Origin of the sequence: Candidatus Pseudomonas phytovorans, from assembly GCA_029202525.1 — a bacterium.
In the GTDB taxonomy this organism is placed as follows: Bacteria; Pseudomonadota; Gammaproteobacteria; order Pseudomonadales; family Pseudomonadaceae; genus Aquipseudomonas; species Aquipseudomonas phytovorans.
In genome coordinates this window covers 6,021,476-6,037,757 of record CP119325.1, presented here as the reverse complement: position 1 = coordinate 6,037,757, position 16,282 = coordinate 6,021,476, and the positions used below count along the sequence as shown (strand labels likewise).

At 63.6% G+C, this 16,282-nt stretch carries 19 protein-coding genes; 8 read left to right on the top strand and 11 right to left on the bottom strand.

Going from position 1 to position 16,282, the window contains the following annotated elements:
• The first annotated feature begins 10 nt into the window (after positions 1 to 10).
• Entirely contained in the window at positions 11 to 958 is a 948-nt protein-coding gene (ispH, locus tag P0Y58_26750) for a 4-hydroxy-3-methylbut-2-enyl diphosphate reductase (GenBank protein ID WEK30443.1), read from the top strand.
• Here the strand turns inward: ispH and P0Y58_26745 are convergent, their stop codons facing one another.
• The gene (locus tag P0Y58_26745; GenBank protein ID WEK30442.1) at positions 959 to 1,453 is read right to left on the bottom strand and encodes a GspH/FimT family pseudopilin; all 495 of its coding nucleotides are present in this window, start codon (positions 1,451 to 1,453) and stop codon (positions 959 to 961) included.
• Between the two features lie 109 nt (positions 1,454 to 1,562).
• Between P0Y58_26745 and P0Y58_26740 the strand changes: the two genes are divergently transcribed.
• From P0Y58_26740 to thiO, 5 genes are read left to right on the top strand one after another with little or no spacing between them, the layout of a single operon-like run.
• Positions 1,563 to 1,745: a prepilin-type N-terminal cleavage/methylation domain-containing protein gene (locus P0Y58_26740; GenBank protein ID WEK30441.1), complete on the top strand. Its 183-nt coding sequence runs from the start codon at positions 1,563 to 1,565 to the stop codon at positions 1,743 to 1,745.
• The gene (locus P0Y58_26735; protein ID WEK30440.1) at positions 1,742 to 2,383 is read left to right on the top strand and encodes a prepilin-type N-terminal cleavage/methylation domain-containing protein; all 642 of its coding nucleotides are present in this window, start codon (positions 1,742 to 1,744) and stop codon (positions 2,381 to 2,383) included. Before P0Y58_26740 ends, P0Y58_26735 begins: the two co-directional genes overlap by 4 nt.
• The gene (locus tag P0Y58_26730) at positions 2,380 to 2,823 is read left to right on the top strand and encodes a hypothetical protein (GenBank protein ID WEK30439.1); all 444 of its coding nucleotides are present in this window, start codon (positions 2,380 to 2,382) and stop codon (positions 2,821 to 2,823) included. Before P0Y58_26735 ends, P0Y58_26730 begins: the two co-directional genes overlap by 4 nt.
• 1 nt (position 2,824) lies before the next feature.
• Positions 2,825 to 3,214 (top strand): type IV pilin protein, encoded by a 390-nt coding sequence (locus P0Y58_26725; protein ID WEK30438.1) that lies wholly within the window; start codon positions 2,825 to 2,827, stop codon positions 3,212 to 3,214.
• Positions 3,215 to 3,268: 54 nt separating this feature from the next.
• Positions 3,269 to 4,366, top strand: coding sequence for a glycine oxidase ThiO (gene thiO / locus P0Y58_26720; protein ID WEK30437.1), 1,098 nt, complete (start codon positions 3,269 to 3,271; stop codon positions 4,364 to 4,366).
• A 133-nt stretch (positions 4,367 to 4,499) separates the two neighbouring features.
• On the opposite strand, the gene P0Y58_26715 is transcribed toward thiO, so the two are convergent.
• From P0Y58_26715 to P0Y58_26670, 10 genes are all read right to left on the bottom strand, one after another.
• Entirely contained in the window at positions 4,500 to 5,909 is a 1,410-nt protein-coding gene (locus tag P0Y58_26715) for an amidase (GenBank protein ID WEK30436.1), read from the bottom strand.
• Between the two features lies 1 nt (position 5,910).
• Positions 5,911 to 7,158: a Zn-dependent hydrolase gene (locus P0Y58_26710; protein WEK33401.1), complete on the bottom strand. Its 1,248-nt coding sequence runs from the start codon at positions 7,156 to 7,158 to the stop codon at positions 5,911 to 5,913.
• 183 nt (positions 7,159 to 7,341) lie between these two features.
• Positions 7,342 to 8,037, bottom strand: coding sequence for an ABC transporter ATP-binding protein (locus P0Y58_26705; GenBank protein ID WEK30435.1), 696 nt, complete (start codon positions 8,035 to 8,037; stop codon positions 7,342 to 7,344).
• Positions 8,037 to 8,789 carry an ABC transporter ATP-binding protein gene (locus P0Y58_26700; protein WEK30434.1) on the bottom strand — a complete coding sequence of 251 codons (753 nt, stop codon included), beginning with the start codon at positions 8,787 to 8,789 and terminating at the stop codon, positions 8,037 to 8,039. The genes P0Y58_26705 and P0Y58_26700 overlap by 1 nt, the downstream gene beginning before the upstream one ends.
• Complete coding sequence (locus P0Y58_26695; GenBank protein ID WEK30433.1) at positions 8,789 to 9,808, bottom strand: branched-chain amino acid ABC transporter permease; 1,020 nt, start codon at positions 9,806 to 9,808, stop codon at positions 8,789 to 8,791. The genes P0Y58_26700 and P0Y58_26695 overlap by 1 nt, the downstream gene beginning before the upstream one ends.
• 1 nt (position 9,809) lies before the next feature.
• Complete coding sequence (locus P0Y58_26690) at positions 9,810 to 10,670, bottom strand: branched-chain amino acid ABC transporter permease (protein WEK30432.1); 861 nt, start codon at positions 10,668 to 10,670, stop codon at positions 9,810 to 9,812.
• Between the two features lie 65 nt (positions 10,671 to 10,735).
• Positions 10,736 to 11,938, bottom strand: coding sequence for an ABC transporter substrate-binding protein (locus P0Y58_26685; protein WEK30431.1), 1,203 nt, complete (start codon positions 11,936 to 11,938; stop codon positions 10,736 to 10,738).
• 90 nt (positions 11,939 to 12,028) lie between these two features.
• Positions 12,029 to 12,793, bottom strand: coding sequence for an FCD domain-containing protein (locus P0Y58_26680; protein WEK30430.1), 765 nt, complete (start codon positions 12,791 to 12,793; stop codon positions 12,029 to 12,031).
• A gap of 288 nt (positions 12,794 to 13,081) precedes the next feature.
• The gene (locus P0Y58_26675) at positions 13,082 to 13,312 is read right to left on the bottom strand and encodes a PP0621 family protein (protein ID WEK30429.1); all 231 of its coding nucleotides are present in this window, start codon (positions 13,310 to 13,312) and stop codon (positions 13,082 to 13,084) included.
• Between the two features lie 94 nt (positions 13,313 to 13,406).
• Positions 13,407 to 14,426 carry an outer membrane protein assembly factor BamD gene (locus P0Y58_26670; GenBank protein WEK30428.1) on the bottom strand — a complete coding sequence of 340 codons (1,020 nt, stop codon included), beginning with the start codon at positions 14,424 to 14,426 and terminating at the stop codon, positions 13,407 to 13,409.
• A 147-nt stretch (positions 14,427 to 14,573) separates the two neighbouring features.
• Here P0Y58_26670 and rluD point away from each other — a divergent pair, with 147 nt between their 5' ends.
• Both rluD and pgeF read left to right on the top strand, forming a co-directional pair.
• A complete protein-coding gene (gene rluD, locus P0Y58_26665; GenBank protein WEK30427.1) occupies positions 14,574 to 15,536 on the top strand; it encodes a 23S rRNA pseudouridine(1911/1915/1917) synthase RluD in 963 nt (320 codons plus the stop codon).
• Positions 15,533 to 16,273 (top strand): peptidoglycan editing factor PgeF, encoded by a 741-nt coding sequence (gene pgeF, locus P0Y58_26660; GenBank protein WEK30426.1) that lies wholly within the window; start codon positions 15,533 to 15,535, stop codon positions 16,271 to 16,273. The genes rluD and pgeF overlap by 4 nt, the downstream gene beginning before the upstream one ends.
• The last annotated feature ends 9 nt before the right edge of the window (positions 16,274 to 16,282 follow it).

Here is a 16,282-nt window from a genome sequence, read left to right as displayed (position 1 = left end):
GGAGCCGAGCATGCAAATCAAACTCGCCAACCCTCGCGGCTTCTGCGCGGGGGTCGACCGGGCGATCGAGATCGTCAACCGTGCGCTGGAAGTCTTCGGCCCGCCGATCTATGTGCGCCACGAAGTGGTGCACAACAAGTTCGTGGTGGAAGACCTGCGCAACCGTGGCGCCATCTTCGTCGAAGAGCTGGACCAGGTGCCGGACGATGTCATCGTCATCTTCAGTGCCCACGGCGTTTCCCAGGCCGTGCGCCAGGAAGCCGCTGGCCGTGGCCTGAAAGTGTTCGACGCCACCTGCCCGCTGGTGACCAAGGTGCACATCGAGGTGGCCAAGTACAGCCGCGACGGCCGTGAGTGCATCCTCATCGGCCACGAAGGGCACCCGGAAGTCGAAGGCACCATGGGCCAGTACGACGCCAGCAATGGAGGCGCCATCTACCTCGTCGAAGACGAAGAAGACGTAGCCAAGATGCAGGTGCGCGACCCGGACCACCTGGCCTTCGTCACCCAGACCACGCTGTCGATGGATGACACAAGCCGCGTCATCGACGCCCTGCGTGCGCGCTTCCCGAACATCGGTGGCCCGCGCAAGGACGACATCTGCTACGCCACCCAGAACCGCCAGGACGCCGTCAAGCAACTGGCCGGTGAGTGCGACGTGGTGTTGGTGGTTGGCAGCCCGAACAGCTCCAACTCCAACCGCCTGCGCGAACTGGCCGAGCGCATGGGCACCCCGGCGTACCTGATCGACGGTGCCGAGGACCTGCAACAGGGCTGGTTTGAACAGTCGGCGCGGATTGGCATCACCGCTGGCGCTTCGGCCCCCGAAGTACTGGTGCGTGGCGTGATCGAGCAGCTCAAGGCCTGGGGCGCCACTGGCGCTGAAGAGCTGGATGGGCGTGAAGAGAACATCACCTTCTCGATGCCCAAAGAGCTGCGGGTTCGCTCGCTGATCTGATCAGAGGCCTGCGCACAGCGACTGGTTGTCCGGTTCGCCTGTGCGCAGGCTGATTCTCCCGCTACTGGCCATCACCACCCGATGCAGGCTGGTAGCAGCGGTTCTCTCACAAAGTTCCAGCCGCCCAAACAGCATTCCGTTGTACCTGCCAAGCGGCACCCCCAATGCACTGAACTTAACTTGATCGCCTGTATTGGCCATGATCCTCATCGGCTTTGAGAGGCGTTGCTCGCGCAGCACCTGCTGATTGTGCTCCAGCAGCACACGCCATCCTTTCCCCCAATCACTGTCCAACGGCTGCACCAGCACGTTCTGGCCCTGCAACAGTGCATGGCTACGCGCACTGCGCAGCGCCTGCGCCAGGTCACGGGCTGCTGCTGCCCTGTGCAGGTCGTCGCTCATCCTGGCGTAGGCCGGCACGCCGAGCTGTGTCAGCAAGACCGCCACGGCCAAGGCCGACAACATTTGTATCAGTGTTACGCCGCGTTGCTTCACCGTGCATTCCTCCCTGGAAGTGCTTGGCTATAGCTTCACGTTGGCTGGCCAGACGGTCTAGTCGGCCACATTCAAGGCAATTGCGGGAAAAGTCGCAGGAGGTGCAAGGATGCACGCGAGGCAACGGGGCATGACGCTGCTGGAGGTTTTATTGGCTGTAGTGGTTGTGGCTGCGGGTATGTTTGCAGCGGCGGGGCTGCAACTACAGGCATTGCAGGCCACGGACAGTGCCCGCCGCGATGGGCAGGCGGCAATGGCGGCGCACAGCGAGCATGAGCGGAGGCGGCGATGAGGCGCTGCCAGGGTGGGTTCGGCTTGCTCGAGATGGTGATGGCGCTGACCATTGGGTTGATGCTGCTGGCGGCGGCCGGTCAGCTTTTTGCTTCGGCACACCAGACCTGGCGCCTGCAAAGTACGGCAGTGCGCATGCAGGATGAGGCGCGGCTTGCACTGCTGCGCATGGCGCAGGATATCCGCATGGCGGGGATGTTTGGTTGCCTGCAGATAAAACCTGGCGACTTCGAGGACCCGGCCGCGCGGCAAGCTTTCGCCCGCCCCCTGGAGATTGAGGCCACTACCCTCAGCCTGGTTGTGTCGGAGTTGCCCGGACAGGCTGGCAAGAGTGACTGGGTTTTGCAGACGGACTGCATCGAAAAAGTGCGCGTGGATGAAAAGCCAGTAGAGGGTTACCCGCTAACGTTCCCCATTAGCCAGTACGTCTATCAGTTCCATGACAATAAGCTGAGATTCAAGCGAAAAGGCAACTTCCAACCGCTGGTCGAGAATGTGCGAGAGGCGCGCTTCGAACGTGTGCAAACGCCGCAGGGCGAGAGGGTAGACATCACCCTGACGTTGTACGAGCCCACGCTCAAACTCGAACAGCGCCATGAGCTAAGTGTGGCGCTGCGCAACCCGGTGCCGCGGCCATGAAGTGTCAACGCGGTGTCGTGCTGCTGTCGGCATTGGTACTGAGCCTGCTGCTCGGTTTGCTGGCGACCTCAGCCCTGAGCAATGCGTTGATGGAAACACGAATGACCGGCTACATGCGCGATGGTCTGCTGGCGCTCGAAGAAGCTGAGGCTGCGTTGCAAGCAGGGGAGAGCGAGCTCAAGCGTGCAACTCCTGATCTGTGTACCGCGTGCATGCCACCTGCCCGGTCGCACGATCTGGCAGGGCAGTGGCAGGGCACGCAAGATGGCTATTTCCACCTGCAGAATCTTGGCCCGAGCAAGCGCGCCCAGGCCACCCTGTTCCGGGTAACCGCTGTCAGCAAGCAAACCCAGTCACGGCATGTACTGGAAGCCGTCTACGCCGTGGCCGACGGTACAACCCGGCGCGTTAGCTGGCGACAAATACTGAGAGGAGACTGACATGCAGCAAGGCTTGAGCCTGATCGAGTTGTTGATTGTGCTGGCTGTGACCGGCATTCTGGCAGCCATTGCCTACCCCAGTTACAGCGACCAGCTTCGGCGAGCCGCACGCAGCGAAGTGGTTGGCCTGCTGCATGATGCCGCACTGCGCCTGGAGCGACACCGCGTGCGCACCGGCCAATACGCCGAGGGCGACCCGGCCTTGCCCGACGGTACCCGCTATTACAGCCTGCAGGCCCTACGCGACAGCGACACCTTCACGCTGCGCGCCCGGCGGCTGCCACATGGGCTGATGGCACAGGACCGCTGTGGCGATTTCCAGCTCGACCAGGCCGGCGTGCAGCGCAATCCGGGTGCCTTTGGTGGCAGCGAGCATTGCTGGGGAAGCTGAAGGTTGAATGATGCCCGGTGCATCGCGGTTTTACTTCAGGTGTTGGATCGACAGATGAGCAAGCAAGTAGTGGTGATCGGTGGCGGGGTGATTGGCCTGCTGACGGCGTTCAACCTGGCGGCGAAGGTCGGGCAGGTGGTGGTGTGTGACCAGAGCGAGGTCGGCCGTGAGTCGTCGTGGGCCGGTGGTGGCATTGTTTCGCCGCTCTACCCGTGGCGCTACAGCCCGGCGGTGACCGCCCTGGCGCACTGGTCGCAGGATTTTTATCCACAGCTGGGCGAGCGCTTGTCCGCCAGCACCGGCGTCGACCCCGAAGTGCACACCACGGGCCTGTACTGGCTTGACCTGGATGACGAAGCCGAGGCGCTGGCCTGGGCCGAGCGTGAGCAGCGGCCACTGAGTGCCGTGGATATCTCGGCGGCCTACGACGCGGTGCCGGTGCTGGGTGCGGGCTTCAAGCGGGCCATCTACATGGCCGGCGTGGCCAATGTGCGCAACCCGCGCCTGGTGAAGTCGCTGAAGGCGGCGCTGCTGGCATTGCCAAACGTGAGCTTGCGCGAACACTGCCAGATCACCGGCTTCGTTCAGCAGGGCGGGCGGGTGACCGGTGTACAGATGGACGATGGCGTGCTGGCGGCGGATGAGGTGGTGCTCAGTGCGGGGGCCTGGAGTGGCGACCTGCTGAAAACCCTTGGTCTTGAGCTGCCGGTTGAGCCGGTCAAGGGCCAGATGATCCTGTTCAAGTGTGCTGAAGACTTTTTGCCGAGCATGGTCCTGGCCAAGGGGCGCTATGCCATCCCGCGCCGTGATGGGCACATTCTGGTGGGCAGTACGCTGGAGCATGCCGGCTATGACAAGACCCCGACCCTTGACGCGCTGGAAAGCCTGAAGGCGTCTGCGGTCGAGTTGCTGCCTGAGCTCGAAGGGGCCACGGTGGTGGCGCATTGGGCCGGGCTGCGGCCTGGGTCGCCGGAGGGCATCCCATACATCGGGCGGGTGCCTGGGCATGAAGGGCTTTGGTTGAACTGCGGGCACTACCGCAACGGTTTGGTGCTGGCGCCAGCTTCGTGCCAGCTGTTTACTGATTTGCTGACCGGGGCCGAGCCAATCATCGACCCGGCGCCCTATGCCCCAGTTGGGCGTTTGGGCTGAGAATGCCGGGGCCGCTGTGCGGCCCAATCGCCGGCAAGCCAGCTCCCACAGGTACAGCACAGGTCCTGAGGCTGTAGGTGCCCTTGTGGGAGCTGGCTTGCCGGCGATGAGGCCGGTGAAGCCAGTAGAGATATCAGCCGATAATCGGCGCCTGTAAATGCCGACTCGGATAATGCTGCTCATACACCTTGCACACCCGCAGCACCTGCTGATCGGCAAAGCGCCCGGCCACCACTTGCAGCCCCACCGGTAACCCTTCGCGGGTAAACCCGCATGGCACCGAAGCTGCCGGCTGCTGGGTGAGATTGAAGGGGTAACTGAACGGCGTCCATTCCATCCACTGTGCCATCCCGGACTCAGGCGGCACATTGTGGCCCGCCTCGAACGCCACCAACGGCATCATCGGGGACAGCAGCACGTCATAGCGCTGATGGAAGGCATTCATCTTCGCGATCAGATCCGCCCGTGCCTCCAGCGCCTGGGTGTATTCGCTCAGGCTGATCTGTGCGCCCTGCTCCGCAATCCAGCGCAACCCCGGGTCGAGCACTGCCCGCTGTTCACTGCTGAGTGCACTGGCCAGCCGCGCCGCGCCGGCAAACCACAGGGTATTGAAGGTTTCCAGCGGGTCGCCGAAGCCGGGGTCGACTTCCTCAACCTGAGCGCCCAGCCGTGCCAGGCGCTGCACTGCCTGGGCCACCAGCGCCTGGACCTGCGGGTCGACCTGCACGTAACCGAAGTTGGCGCTGTAGGCGATCCGCAGGCCGCTCAGGTCTGGCTCCTGGCCCAGCCACGGCGCTTGCCGTGGCGCGCCGGCCAGGCCGTCTCGTGCGTCGGGCCGGGCAACACAGTCAAGCATCAGCACCGAGTCGTCCACGGTGCGCGTCATCGGCCCCAGGTGCGACAACACCGTCATGGCGCTGGCTGGCCATTGCGGCACGTAGCCGAAGGTCGGCTTTATGCCGAAGGTGCCGGTAAACGCGCACGGAATGCGAATCGAGCCACCCGCATCGCTGCCCTGGTGCAGCACGCCCAGGTTCAGTGCTGCGGCTGCTGCGGCGCCACCCGACGAGCCGCCGGCGGTCAGACGGGTATCCCAGGGGTTGCGGGTAATGCCATACAGCGGGTTGTCGGTCACCCCTTTCCAGCCGAACTCCGGCGTGGTGGTCTTGCCCACCAGCACCGCGCCGGCTTCGCGCATGAAGGCGCTAAAGGGCGCATCGATGTCCCAAGGGCCTGCACCCGAAGTGGTGCGCGAACCTTTGCGTGTGGGCATGCCGCGGGTCAGGGTCAGGTCCTTGATCGAGGCGGGTACGCCATCCAGCCGACCACAGGGCTCGCCACGCTGCCAGCGCTGTTCGCTGGCGCGGGCGGCGGCGCGGGCACCTTCGCCGTCGACATGGCAGTAGGCATTCACCGCCGGGTTGTGCAGGTCGATGCGCGCCAAGACATCGTCTACCACTTCTACCGGTGACAATTGGCGCTGCTGGTAGAGGTCGAGCAGTTCGACGGCAGTGAACTCGCCAATTGCGGTTTTCAGGGGCATCTCAACGGGCTCCCGGGTTGGCGGCCTGGACCAGGGCGCGCAGCAGCACGTCGCAGCCATCTGCCAGGTCCTGTGGCGCTGCATTTTCGATTTCGTTGTGGCTGATGCCACCCTCGCACGGCACGAATATCATCCCGGCCGGGCCCAGTTCGGCAAGGAAGATAGCGTCGTGGCCGGCGCCGCTGACAATGTCCATGTGGCTCAGGCCCAGTTCGCTCGCGCCCTGACGCACGGCGTCCACGCACTGCTCGGCAAAATACAGGGGTGGGAAGTCGGCAGTCGGTGTCAGCTCAAAACTCAGCCCGTGCTTTATCGTGCTGGCCTCGATGGCTGCGCGCACTTCGCTGACCATGGCGGCGAGGTGCCCGGGGTCGAGGTGGCGCAGGTCGATGGTCATGTGTACCTGGCCGGGGATGACGTTGCGCGAGCCCGGGTGCAGCGCCAGGCAGCCGACCGTGCCGCAAGCGTGCGGCTGGTGGGCGTGGGCCACGCGGTTGATGGCTACCACTACCTCGGCCGCGCCAACCAGGGCGTCTTTGCGCAGGTGCATCGGAGTAGGGCCGGCGTGCGCCTCGACACCGGTCAGCACCAGGTCGAACCATTTCTGCCCAAGGCAGCCTTGCACCACGCCGATGGTGGTGCGTTGGTCCTCCAGTACCGGGCCCTGCTCGATATGCGCTTCAAAGTAGGCACCCACCGTATGCCCGGTGGGGACGCGTGGGCCGGCGTAACCGATGCGCTGCAACTCTGTGCCTACCGACAGGCCTTGGTCGTCGACCTTTTCCAGCGTTTCCTGCAGGCCGAACTTACCGGCGAACACGCCCGATCCCATCATGCAGGGGGGGAAGCGCGAGCCTTCTTCGTTGGTCCACACCACCACTTCCAGCGGGGCCTCTGTGGTCAGCTTGAGGTCGTTGAGGGTGCGGATCACCTCCAGGCCGGCCATGACGCCGTAACAGCCATCGAACTTGCCACCGGTGGGTTGGGTGTCGATGTGGCTGCCGGTCATTACCGGTGGCAGGGCAGGGTTGCGGCCGGGGCGGCGGGCGAAGATGTTGCCGATGGCGTCGATGCTGACTGTGCAGCCGGCTTCTTCGCACCAGCGCACAAACAGGTCGCGGGCCTGGCGGTCGAGGTCGGTCAGGGCCAGGCGGCATACGCCGCCCTTGGCGGTGGCACCGAGCCGGGCCAAGTCCATCAGTGATTGCCACAGGCGTTCGCGGCTGACCAGTGAGCCTTGGCCGAGCATGTGCTGCGATGGATCGATGCGGGTGTTCATGGTTCATCTCTCCTGAAATTACTGGGTTGCTTGTGCCGGCCTTTTCGCGGGCTTGCCCGCTCCCACAGGTACTGCGCAGCCCTGCGGGAAGTGTTGCCCCTGTGGGAGCGGGCGAGCCCGCGAAGAGGCCGGCACAGGTAAACAAGGTCGCTATCAGGCGCTAAGGGCCAGGTAACGGTTCTTGATGCTCGGGTCCTCACGGAACTGCGCCGCGCTGCCCTGATAGGCAACCCGACCCTGCTCCAGCACGTAATGGCGGTCAGCAAGGGCATCGCAGACCATCAGGTTCTGCTCCACCAGCAAGATCGACAGCCCTTCCTCCTTGATCCGCCGCAAAATCTTCACCAGTTCATCCACAATGACCGGTGCCAGGCCTTCGGTGGGTTCGTCGAGAATCAACAGCTTGGGGTCATTGAGCAGCGCGCGGGCGATGGCCAGCATCTGCTGCTCGCCGCCGGACAACGCGAAGCCACCGTTGCTGCGCCTTTCCTGAAGCCGTGGAAACATGGCGTACACATCCCGCAGCTGCCAGCGGCTGCCCTTGCGCAGGGCAATCTTCAGGTTCTCCTCCACGCTGAGCTGGCGGAAGATGCCGCGGTGCTCCGGCACCAAGGCAATGCCCAGCCGGGCGATATCGAAAATTTCGCGGCCGACCAGCTGCTGGCCGTTGAAGCTGATTTGCCCCTGGCGAGGGCGGACGATGCCGAGGATGCTGCGCAGGGTGGTGGTCTTGCCGGCACCGTTGCGTCCCAGCAGGGTCACCAGCTCGCCGCTTTCAACCTTGAGAGACACACCTTCGAGCACGTGGCTTTTGTCGTAGTAGGAGTGGATCGAGTCGATGTTGAGCATCAGGCGGCCTCTCCAAGGTAGGCGGTGCGCACCCGCTCGTCGTTACGCACCTGGTCCGGGGTGCCCTCGACCAGGATCTGGCCGTGGCTCATGACGGTGATGCGCTGGCTGATCGACATGACGATGCTCATGTTGTGCTCGATCAGCAGCACGGTGTGGTCGCGGCCCAGGTCGCTGATCAAGTCAGTCATCACCGGGATATCGTCGATGCCCATACCCGAGGTGGGCTCGTCGAGCATCAACAAGGTGGGTTGCGCACATATCGACATGCCCACCTCCAGCACCCGTTGCTGGCCGTGCGACAGCTCGCCAGCCAGGGTGTCGGCACGGGGGGTGAGCTTGAGGCGCTCCAGTACCTGGTCGGCGGTGTTCCAGTGGCTGCGCTTGTGCTCCACGCTGCGCCAGAAGTTCAGCGCGCCAAGGCCATCGCGGCCCTGGGCGGCCAGGCGCAGGTTCTCGCGCACCGACAGGTTCTGGAACAGGCTGGTCAGCTGAAACGACCGCGCCATGCCCAGCGCCACTCGCCCGTGTGAAGGTTTGCGAATGATGTCCTTGCCGTTGAACAGGATCTTGCCGCCAGTGGCCTGGCGCTCGCCGGTCAGGCAGTGGAACAGGCTGGTCTTGCCGGCACCATTCGGGCCGATGACCGTGTGGATGGTGCCGGCGCGTACTTTCAGGTCCACACCTGCAACCGCCTTGAACGGCCCGTAGGCCAGTTCCAGCTGGCGGGTTTCCAGGAGGTAGTCGCTCATCACAGGGTCTCCTTGGTCTTGGCCTGGGGTTTGTCGTTGGTATTGCGCATTGCCAGCAGGCGCTTGCCCAGGTCAGCCAGGCCGCCCCACAGGCCACCACGCATGAACACCACCACCAGGATCAGAATCACCCCCAGCAGCATCAGCCAGCGCGGCCACAGCTCAGACAGCACATCGCCGAGCATCACGATGGCACCGGCCCCCAGCAGCGAGCCGAACAGCGAGCCAGTACCGCCGACAATGGTCATGATCAGGATGTTTTCACTCATCATCAGGTCGATGTTCGACAGCGGCGCGAAGTGCAGCAGCATGGCGTACAGCGCCCCGGCGATACCGGTGATGGCCCCCGACAGCATGAACACCAGGATCTTGAAGTGACGGGTGTCGTAGCCGATGGCGGCAGCGCGGGTTTCGTTTTCACGGATGGCCAACAGCGTGCTGCCGAAAGGCGAACGGATCACCCGCAGGGCACCGGCGAAAATCACCAGGAACAGCACGGCGACGAACACGTAGAAATGCCGCGGGTCTGCCAGGTCGACCAGTACATGCCCGGCAATTTCGATATTGGGCCGGGGCACGTCGAGCAGGCCGTTGTCACCGCCGGTCCAGCCGCTGAGCGTGTAAGCCAGAAAGTAGGCCATCTGGCTGAAGGCCAAGGTCAGCATCACGAAGTAGATGCCCTTGCGGCGAATGGCCAGGGCGCCCACCAATAGCGCCAGAACCGCGCCGAAGGCTGCCGCACCGACCAGGGCACCGAACACCCCCCACTGCAGATGGATCATCAACAGCGCAGCGCCATAGGCACCCGCACCGAAGAAGATCCCTTGGCCGAACGACAACAGGCCGGTGTAGCCGAGCAGCAGGTTGCAGGCCAGCGCGGCCAGGGCAAAGATCAGGATCTCGGTGGCCAGGGTGGCCGACGGCAGTACCAGCGGCAGCGCCACCAGGCTGGCGACAACCAGCAACAGCAGGGCAGGGGCGCGGCCCTTGGCAACGGGCAATGGGTTTTTATCGCTCATCTCAAGCTCTCCCGAACAGGCCATAGGGGCGGACCAGGATCACCGCAGCCATGGCGCCGTAGATCATCAGGCTGGCGCCTTGCGGCCAGAGGCTGGTCATCATGCTTTGCACCACACCCACCAGAAGCCCGCCGACCAGCGCGCCGCCGAACGAGCCCATGCCGCCGATCACCACCACCACGAAAGCGATGCCGAGAATTTCCGGGCCGACGAAGGGCTGAGCGCCCCGCAGCGGCGCAAACAGCACACCCGCCACGCCCGCCAGGCCAACGCCCAGGGCAAACGTGAGCGAGAACAGGCGGAAGATATTGGTGCCCAGCAGCGATACGGTTTCGGTGCTCTCGCTGCCGGCCCGCACCAGGGCGCCGAAGCGGGTGCGCTCCAGCAACAGCCACAGGCCAAGGCCGATCAACGCGGCGAAACCGATCAGGAACAGGCGGTAGTAGGGGTAGATAAAGTCACCAAGAATCAGCACCCCGCGCAGCTCAGGCGGTACGGCGATGCTCTTGCCCACCGGCCCCCAGATCAGCACTGAGGCTTCCTGAATGATCAGCGCGATGCCGAGGGTGACCAGAATCTGGAAGGTGTGCGGCAGGTGGTAGATGCGCTTGATCAACAGGCGCTCTACCACCCACGCCAGCGCGGCCACCACCAGGGGTGCGATCAGCAGTGCCAGCCAGAAGTTACCGGTGATGGCCACGGCGGTGTAGCACAGGTAGGCGCCCAGCAAAAAGAACGCGCCGTGGGCAAAATTGACGAAGTTGAGCAGGCCGAAAATGATCGTCAGGCCCACGGCGATGAGGAAGTAGATCATCCCCAGGCCCAGGCCGTTGAGCAGTTGGAACAGGTACAAATCGAGCATGAGCGTGCCCTCGACAGCGCGCGGGGCGGCTGCCTGTACGAGTGTGTGTGACTAACGCCGCGGCTTCAGGCCAGGGCGCAACCGGTGTGGTCGACCTCGACGAACGAGCGGCCCGAGCTGATGACTTCGGCCAGGTCGTCCTCGTCGCGCATCTGCCCTTGGGGCTTGCCGCGCAGCAGGTAGTAGTCCTTGAGCACCTGGTGGTCGCCCGGGCGGATCACCTCTTCGCCGGTCGGGCCCTGAAAGCGCATGCCCTGCAACGCCGCAGAAACGGCGGCGCCATCAAGGCTGCCGGCCTTGACGATGGCCTCAAGCATGACCTTGGTGCTGATGTAGTCGGCGGCCAGCGGGTAGTTGGGGTTGATGCCGTAGGCTTTGCGGGTGGCTGCAACGAGTTGCTTGTTCAGCGGGGTATCGACCTGGTGCCAGTACTGCGCGCCCAGGTACACGCCTTCGAGCACGTCACTGCCCAGCTCCTGGAACTGGTCGAGGCCGGCTGACCATACCATCAGCACTTTCATACGGTCCTTGATGCCGAAGTTGACCGCCTGGCGCAGGGCGTTGGAGGCCTGGCTGCCGAAGTTGAGCAGCACCAGCACGTCAGGTTTGGCGGCGATGGCGTTGGTCAGGTAGCCGGAAAACTCCTGCTCCTGCAGCGAGTGGTAGCTGTTGCCGATGTGTTCCACGCCCAGCTCGGCGAACACCTTGCGCGCGTTGTCCAGCAGGGCATCGCCGAACACATATTGCGGGGTAATGGTGTACCAGCGCTTGGCCTGGGGCAGTTGGCGGATCATCGGCACCAGCGTTTCGCGGATGGCGCCGTAAGTGGGCACCGACCAGCGGAAGGTTGAGGCGTTGCAGTCCTTGCCGGTGATTTCGTCAGCGCCGACCGGGGTCATGAACACGCCACCGGCCTTGTGGATTTCCTTCGACACCGCCAGTGCCGAGGACGACAAAGTGCAGCCCTGGAAGAAGCGTGCGCCATCCTGGCCGATGGCTTCCTGCACCTTGCGCACAGCCTTGCCGGCGTTGCCTTCGGTGTCGATGACTTTGTACTTGAGCGGCTGGCCGAGCAACTGTGGGTACTCGGCAATGGCCAGGCGCGAGCCCATGTCGGCGTACTTGCCATAGCTGGCGAAGGCACCCGACATGGACTTGAGGCCATAGAAGGTCAACGGTTGGTCGGCGAATGCCCGGTGCGCCCCCAAGGGGAGGCTACCTAAGGCACCCAGGGCAAGGCCTGCCTTGAGCAGGGTACGTCTTTGCATGAGTAACTCCTTGGTTGTGGTTATTAGGCAGGAGTGGCAATGACAAAGCGGGTACGGCAGGGCCTGTGTGCAGGCCTCTTTCCAGGCGTATCAGTGGTGGTGGTCGAACTCCAGCAGGAAGTTGCGGGCAACCTCGCCTTCCAGCGCGGTCATGTGGTGCTCGGCGTCGCACATGTGTTCGTGCATCAGGCGGCGCACAGAGGGTTCGTCGCTGGCGCGCAAGGCAGTCAGCAATTGCTTGTGATACTCGATGTTGGCGGCCGCGAATTGCTGGCGCTTGGGCAGGTAGGCCTTTTTCAGCACCACCAGATCGCGCAACAGGTCGTTGAGGAAAACCGCCATGAAACGCAGCAACGGGTTGCTGCAACGGTCGGCCAGCAAGGTGTGGAACTCCAACTCGGCCAGGCGTTGCTCACGTTGGCCTTCTTCGCTGTCTTCCGGCGCGCTGCAGAAGTCGATGTTGGCCTGCAGCGCGGCGTAGTCGGCCTCGCTCAACTTGCCCATCACCGACACGGCCAGCTCTACCTCGATGACTTTGCGCAGTTGGTACACCTGCTCGCCATCAAGGTGCTGGAAGTGCAGGTAGTTGCGCAGGGCGCGGCTGGCCGGCTCGGTGCCTACTTCGTTGAGGTATGCACCGCCGGTCGGGCCGGTACGGGTGCTGACCAGGCCTTCGACCTCCAGCGCCTTGAGCGCTTCGCGAGCGGTGCCCTTGGAGCATTCGAAGTGCTCCATCAGTTCACGCTCGGTGGGCAGGCGGTCGCCCGGGTGCAGCGCTTCGGTGACGATCGAGCGCTTGACCGATTCGACGATCACATCCGACAGCTTCTGCCGCTTGCGTTTGGGTTTGAGCATTTCGCTATTTTTCATATTTATGCGGATAAATAGGATTTAGCGAGTTTTGGTGGGGTGGGTCAATGCTTGCGGTGCGGGAGGGGTCGTATTTGGTGTGAAAGGGTCGGGGAGGGATAAGTAGGCGGGTACATCTGTGGGAGCAGCTGTCTTAGTCAAAAATCTTCAAGCTCGCGCAATCTCTGTGGGAGCGGGCGCGCCCGCGAACACCGGCAAAGCCGGTGCCATCCACTGCGTTGCCTGTTTCGCGGGCGCGCCCGCTCCCACAGAGACCGTGTCGCTCTTACAAGTTCAGTTTTGGCGGCCCGGGCCTTGCTGCAAATGTGCCTGGCTGCAATACCACTCATTACCCTGCTGCAGCGCCCGGTCGTTGGGCAGGTGCACGCCGCAATGGGCGCAGCGCACCATCTGCAGTGGCGCATCCAGTTTCGCCTCGGGGTGCGACTGTTGGCTGACTTTGAACTTGCGCCACAGCCAGAACGCGGCGGCGATCAGGGCGATCCAGAAAAGTAGGCGAACCATGGTGTCCAGCTTGTCGGTTGAAGAAGCTGACAGTCTAGGACGCGGCCAATAAAAAAGGGAGGCCCAAGGCCTCCCTTTCATTTGGCATCGTAGATCAGTCGAACATGCCAAAGGTCATGTAGCTGAACCAGGAGCGATCTTTTTCGGCTTCTTTAGGGCCTTCCGGAACGATCGGATCGCCATTTTCGTCTTTCGGCAGCAGCTCTTGCGGCATCTCGTCACGCGCGTCCTGGAACTGCTTGACCACGTCCTGGTTGGCGCGGGTTTCGCCCGGCGGCAGCGGGGTCTCGGTTTCGATCAGGCCCAGCGTGGCCTTGGACAGCCAGCCACGCCCGTCAGACTCGGTCTGCTTGGGCTGGAACTCACCGTCGGCCAGGCTCGGGTGGTCCGGGTAGTTGAGCTTGAGGGTTTCCAGGCTGCTGGCGGCCAGTTCGTCCAGGTGCATCTTCTGGTACGACTCGACCATCACCGCCAGGCCGTCGCTGACCGATGGGGTTTCCTGGAAGTTTTCTACCACGTAGCGGCCACGGTTGGCGGCGGCGACATAAGCCTGGCGGCTCAGGTAGTAGTCGGCCACGTGAATTTCATACGAGGCCAGCAGGTTGCGCAGGTAGATCATGCGCTGCTTGGCGTCGGGCGAATAGCGGCTGGTAGGGAAGCGGCTGGTCAGCTGGGCGAACTCGTTGTACGAGTCGCGGGCAGCGCCCGGGTCACGCTTGGTCATGTCCAGCGGCAGGAAGCGCGCCAGCAGGCCGCGGTCCTGGTCGAACGAGGTCAGGCCTTTGAGGTAGTAGGCGTAGTCGACGTTCGGGTGCTGCGGGTGCAGGCGGATGAAGCGCTCGGCGGCCGACTTGGCAGCTTCGGGCTCGGAGTTCTTGTAGTTGGCGTAGATCAGCTCGAGCTGAGCCTGGTCGGCATAGCGGCCGAACGGGTAGCGCGATTCCAGGGCCTTGAGCTTGTTCACGGCGCTGGTGTAGCTGGAGTTGTCCAGGTCAGCTTGCGCCTGCTGGTACAGCTCGGCTTCGCTGAGGTTCTCGTCAATGACCTCTTTATTGGAGGAACAGGCCGCGGTAAGCCCGAGGATGGCGATCAGCAGCAGGTGTTTCACTTGCATGGCGGCTTGCGTCCCTTTGACGGCCGCTGTCTTGGGCGGTGCCGTCCTGTTATGATGAGCGCCCCGGCCAACCCCGGGACAAAAGAAGTCGTATTTAACCACAAGCTCGCAGCCGAAACCAAAGGCTGTGCGCCCGCCGAATCGAGCATGTCCGAGATCATTCAACTTAGCGCAGAGGTACCGTCCGATCTGGGCGGTCAACGCCTCGACCAGGTCGCCGCCCAATTGTTCGCTGAGTACTCGCGTTCGCGGCTTACTACGTGGATCAAAGAGGGCCGCCTGACGGTCGATGGCGCCGTTGTGCGCCCTCGAGACACCGTCTATGGTGGCTCGCTGCTAGCACTGCAGGCCGAACAAGAGGCCCAGGGCGAGTGGATCGCAGAAGATATCGCACTGGATATCGTCTACGAAGACGACCACATCATGGTGATCAACAAGCCTGCCGGGCTGGTTGTGCACCCGGCCGCCGGTCATGCCAGCGGTACGCTGCTCAATGCGTTGCTGCACCACGTGCCAGACATCGTCAACGTACCGCGCGCCGGTATCGTTCATCGTCTGGATAAAGACACCACCGGCCTTATGGTGGTGGCCAAGACCCTGCAAGCGCAGACCAGGCTGGTCGAGCAGATGCAAAGCCGCAAGGTCAGCCGCATCTATGAGTGCATCGTGATTGGCGTTGTGACCGCCGGTGGCAAGATCGACGCACCGATCGGCCGCCACGGTGGCATGCGTCAACGCATGGCGGTGACCGACGGCGGCAAGCCCGCAGTCAGCCACTACCGCGTCTTGAAACGCTTCCGCTCGCACACTCACGTGCGGGTAAAGCTTGAGACCGGGCGTACTCACCAGATCCGCGTGCACATGGCCCATGTCGGCTTCCCGCTGGTCGGCGACCAGACCTACGGCGGGCGCTTCCGCATTCCGCCGGCTGCCAGCCCAACCATGGTCGAAGCGGTCAAGACCTTCCCGCGTCAGGCGCTGCATGCGCGTTTCCTGGCGCTGGCCCACCCGATCACCGGTGAGATCATGAAGTGGGAGTCGCCTTTGCCGGATGACTTCCTCTGGTTGCTTTCGCTGCTAAACGAAGACCGCGAGAGCTTTATCGGATGAGTGGCCTGACGCAGTCGCTGCTATTTCCCGACTGGCCTGCCCCGGCCTCGGTTCGCGCCTGTGTCACCACCCGTCAGGGCGGCGTCAGCCTGCCGCCCTACGCAACCTTCAACCTTGGCGACCACGTAGCGGATGACCCTGCTGCCGTTGCCGAGAACCGCCGTCGCCTGAGCGACGCGTTCGCCATCCAGCCGGCCTGGCTCAAGCAGGTGCATGGGCTGGAAGTAGCGGATGCCGACCCGGGCGTGGTAGCCGAGGCCGACGCCAGCTGGACCGACCAGCCTGGCATTGCCTGTACCGTGATGACTGCCGATTGCCTGCCTGTGCTGTTCTGTGACCGGGCCGGTACTCGCGTGGCGGCGGCGCATGCCGGCTGGCGCGGGCTGGCTGGCGGTGTGCTGGAAGCCACGCTGGACCGCCTGGCGCTGGCGCCGGAAGAGGTGCTGGTGTGGCTGGGGCCGGCCATTGGTCCGCAGGCGTTCGAGGTTGGGCTGGAAGTGCGTGATGCCTTTACTGCTGTGCACCCTGAAGCGGCGCGGGCTTTTGTTGACGGCGAACGGCCGGGCAAACTGATGGCTGACATCTATGAGCTGGCGCGTATTCGCCTGGCTGCCCGTGGGGTGACCGCTGTTTATGGCGGTGGCTTGTGCACGGTCAGCGATGAGCGGTTCTTCTCCTATCGCCGTACCCCGCAGGGTGGGCGGTTTGCTTCCCTGGTCTGGCTGGACCCTCGCTAGCCTGTACCG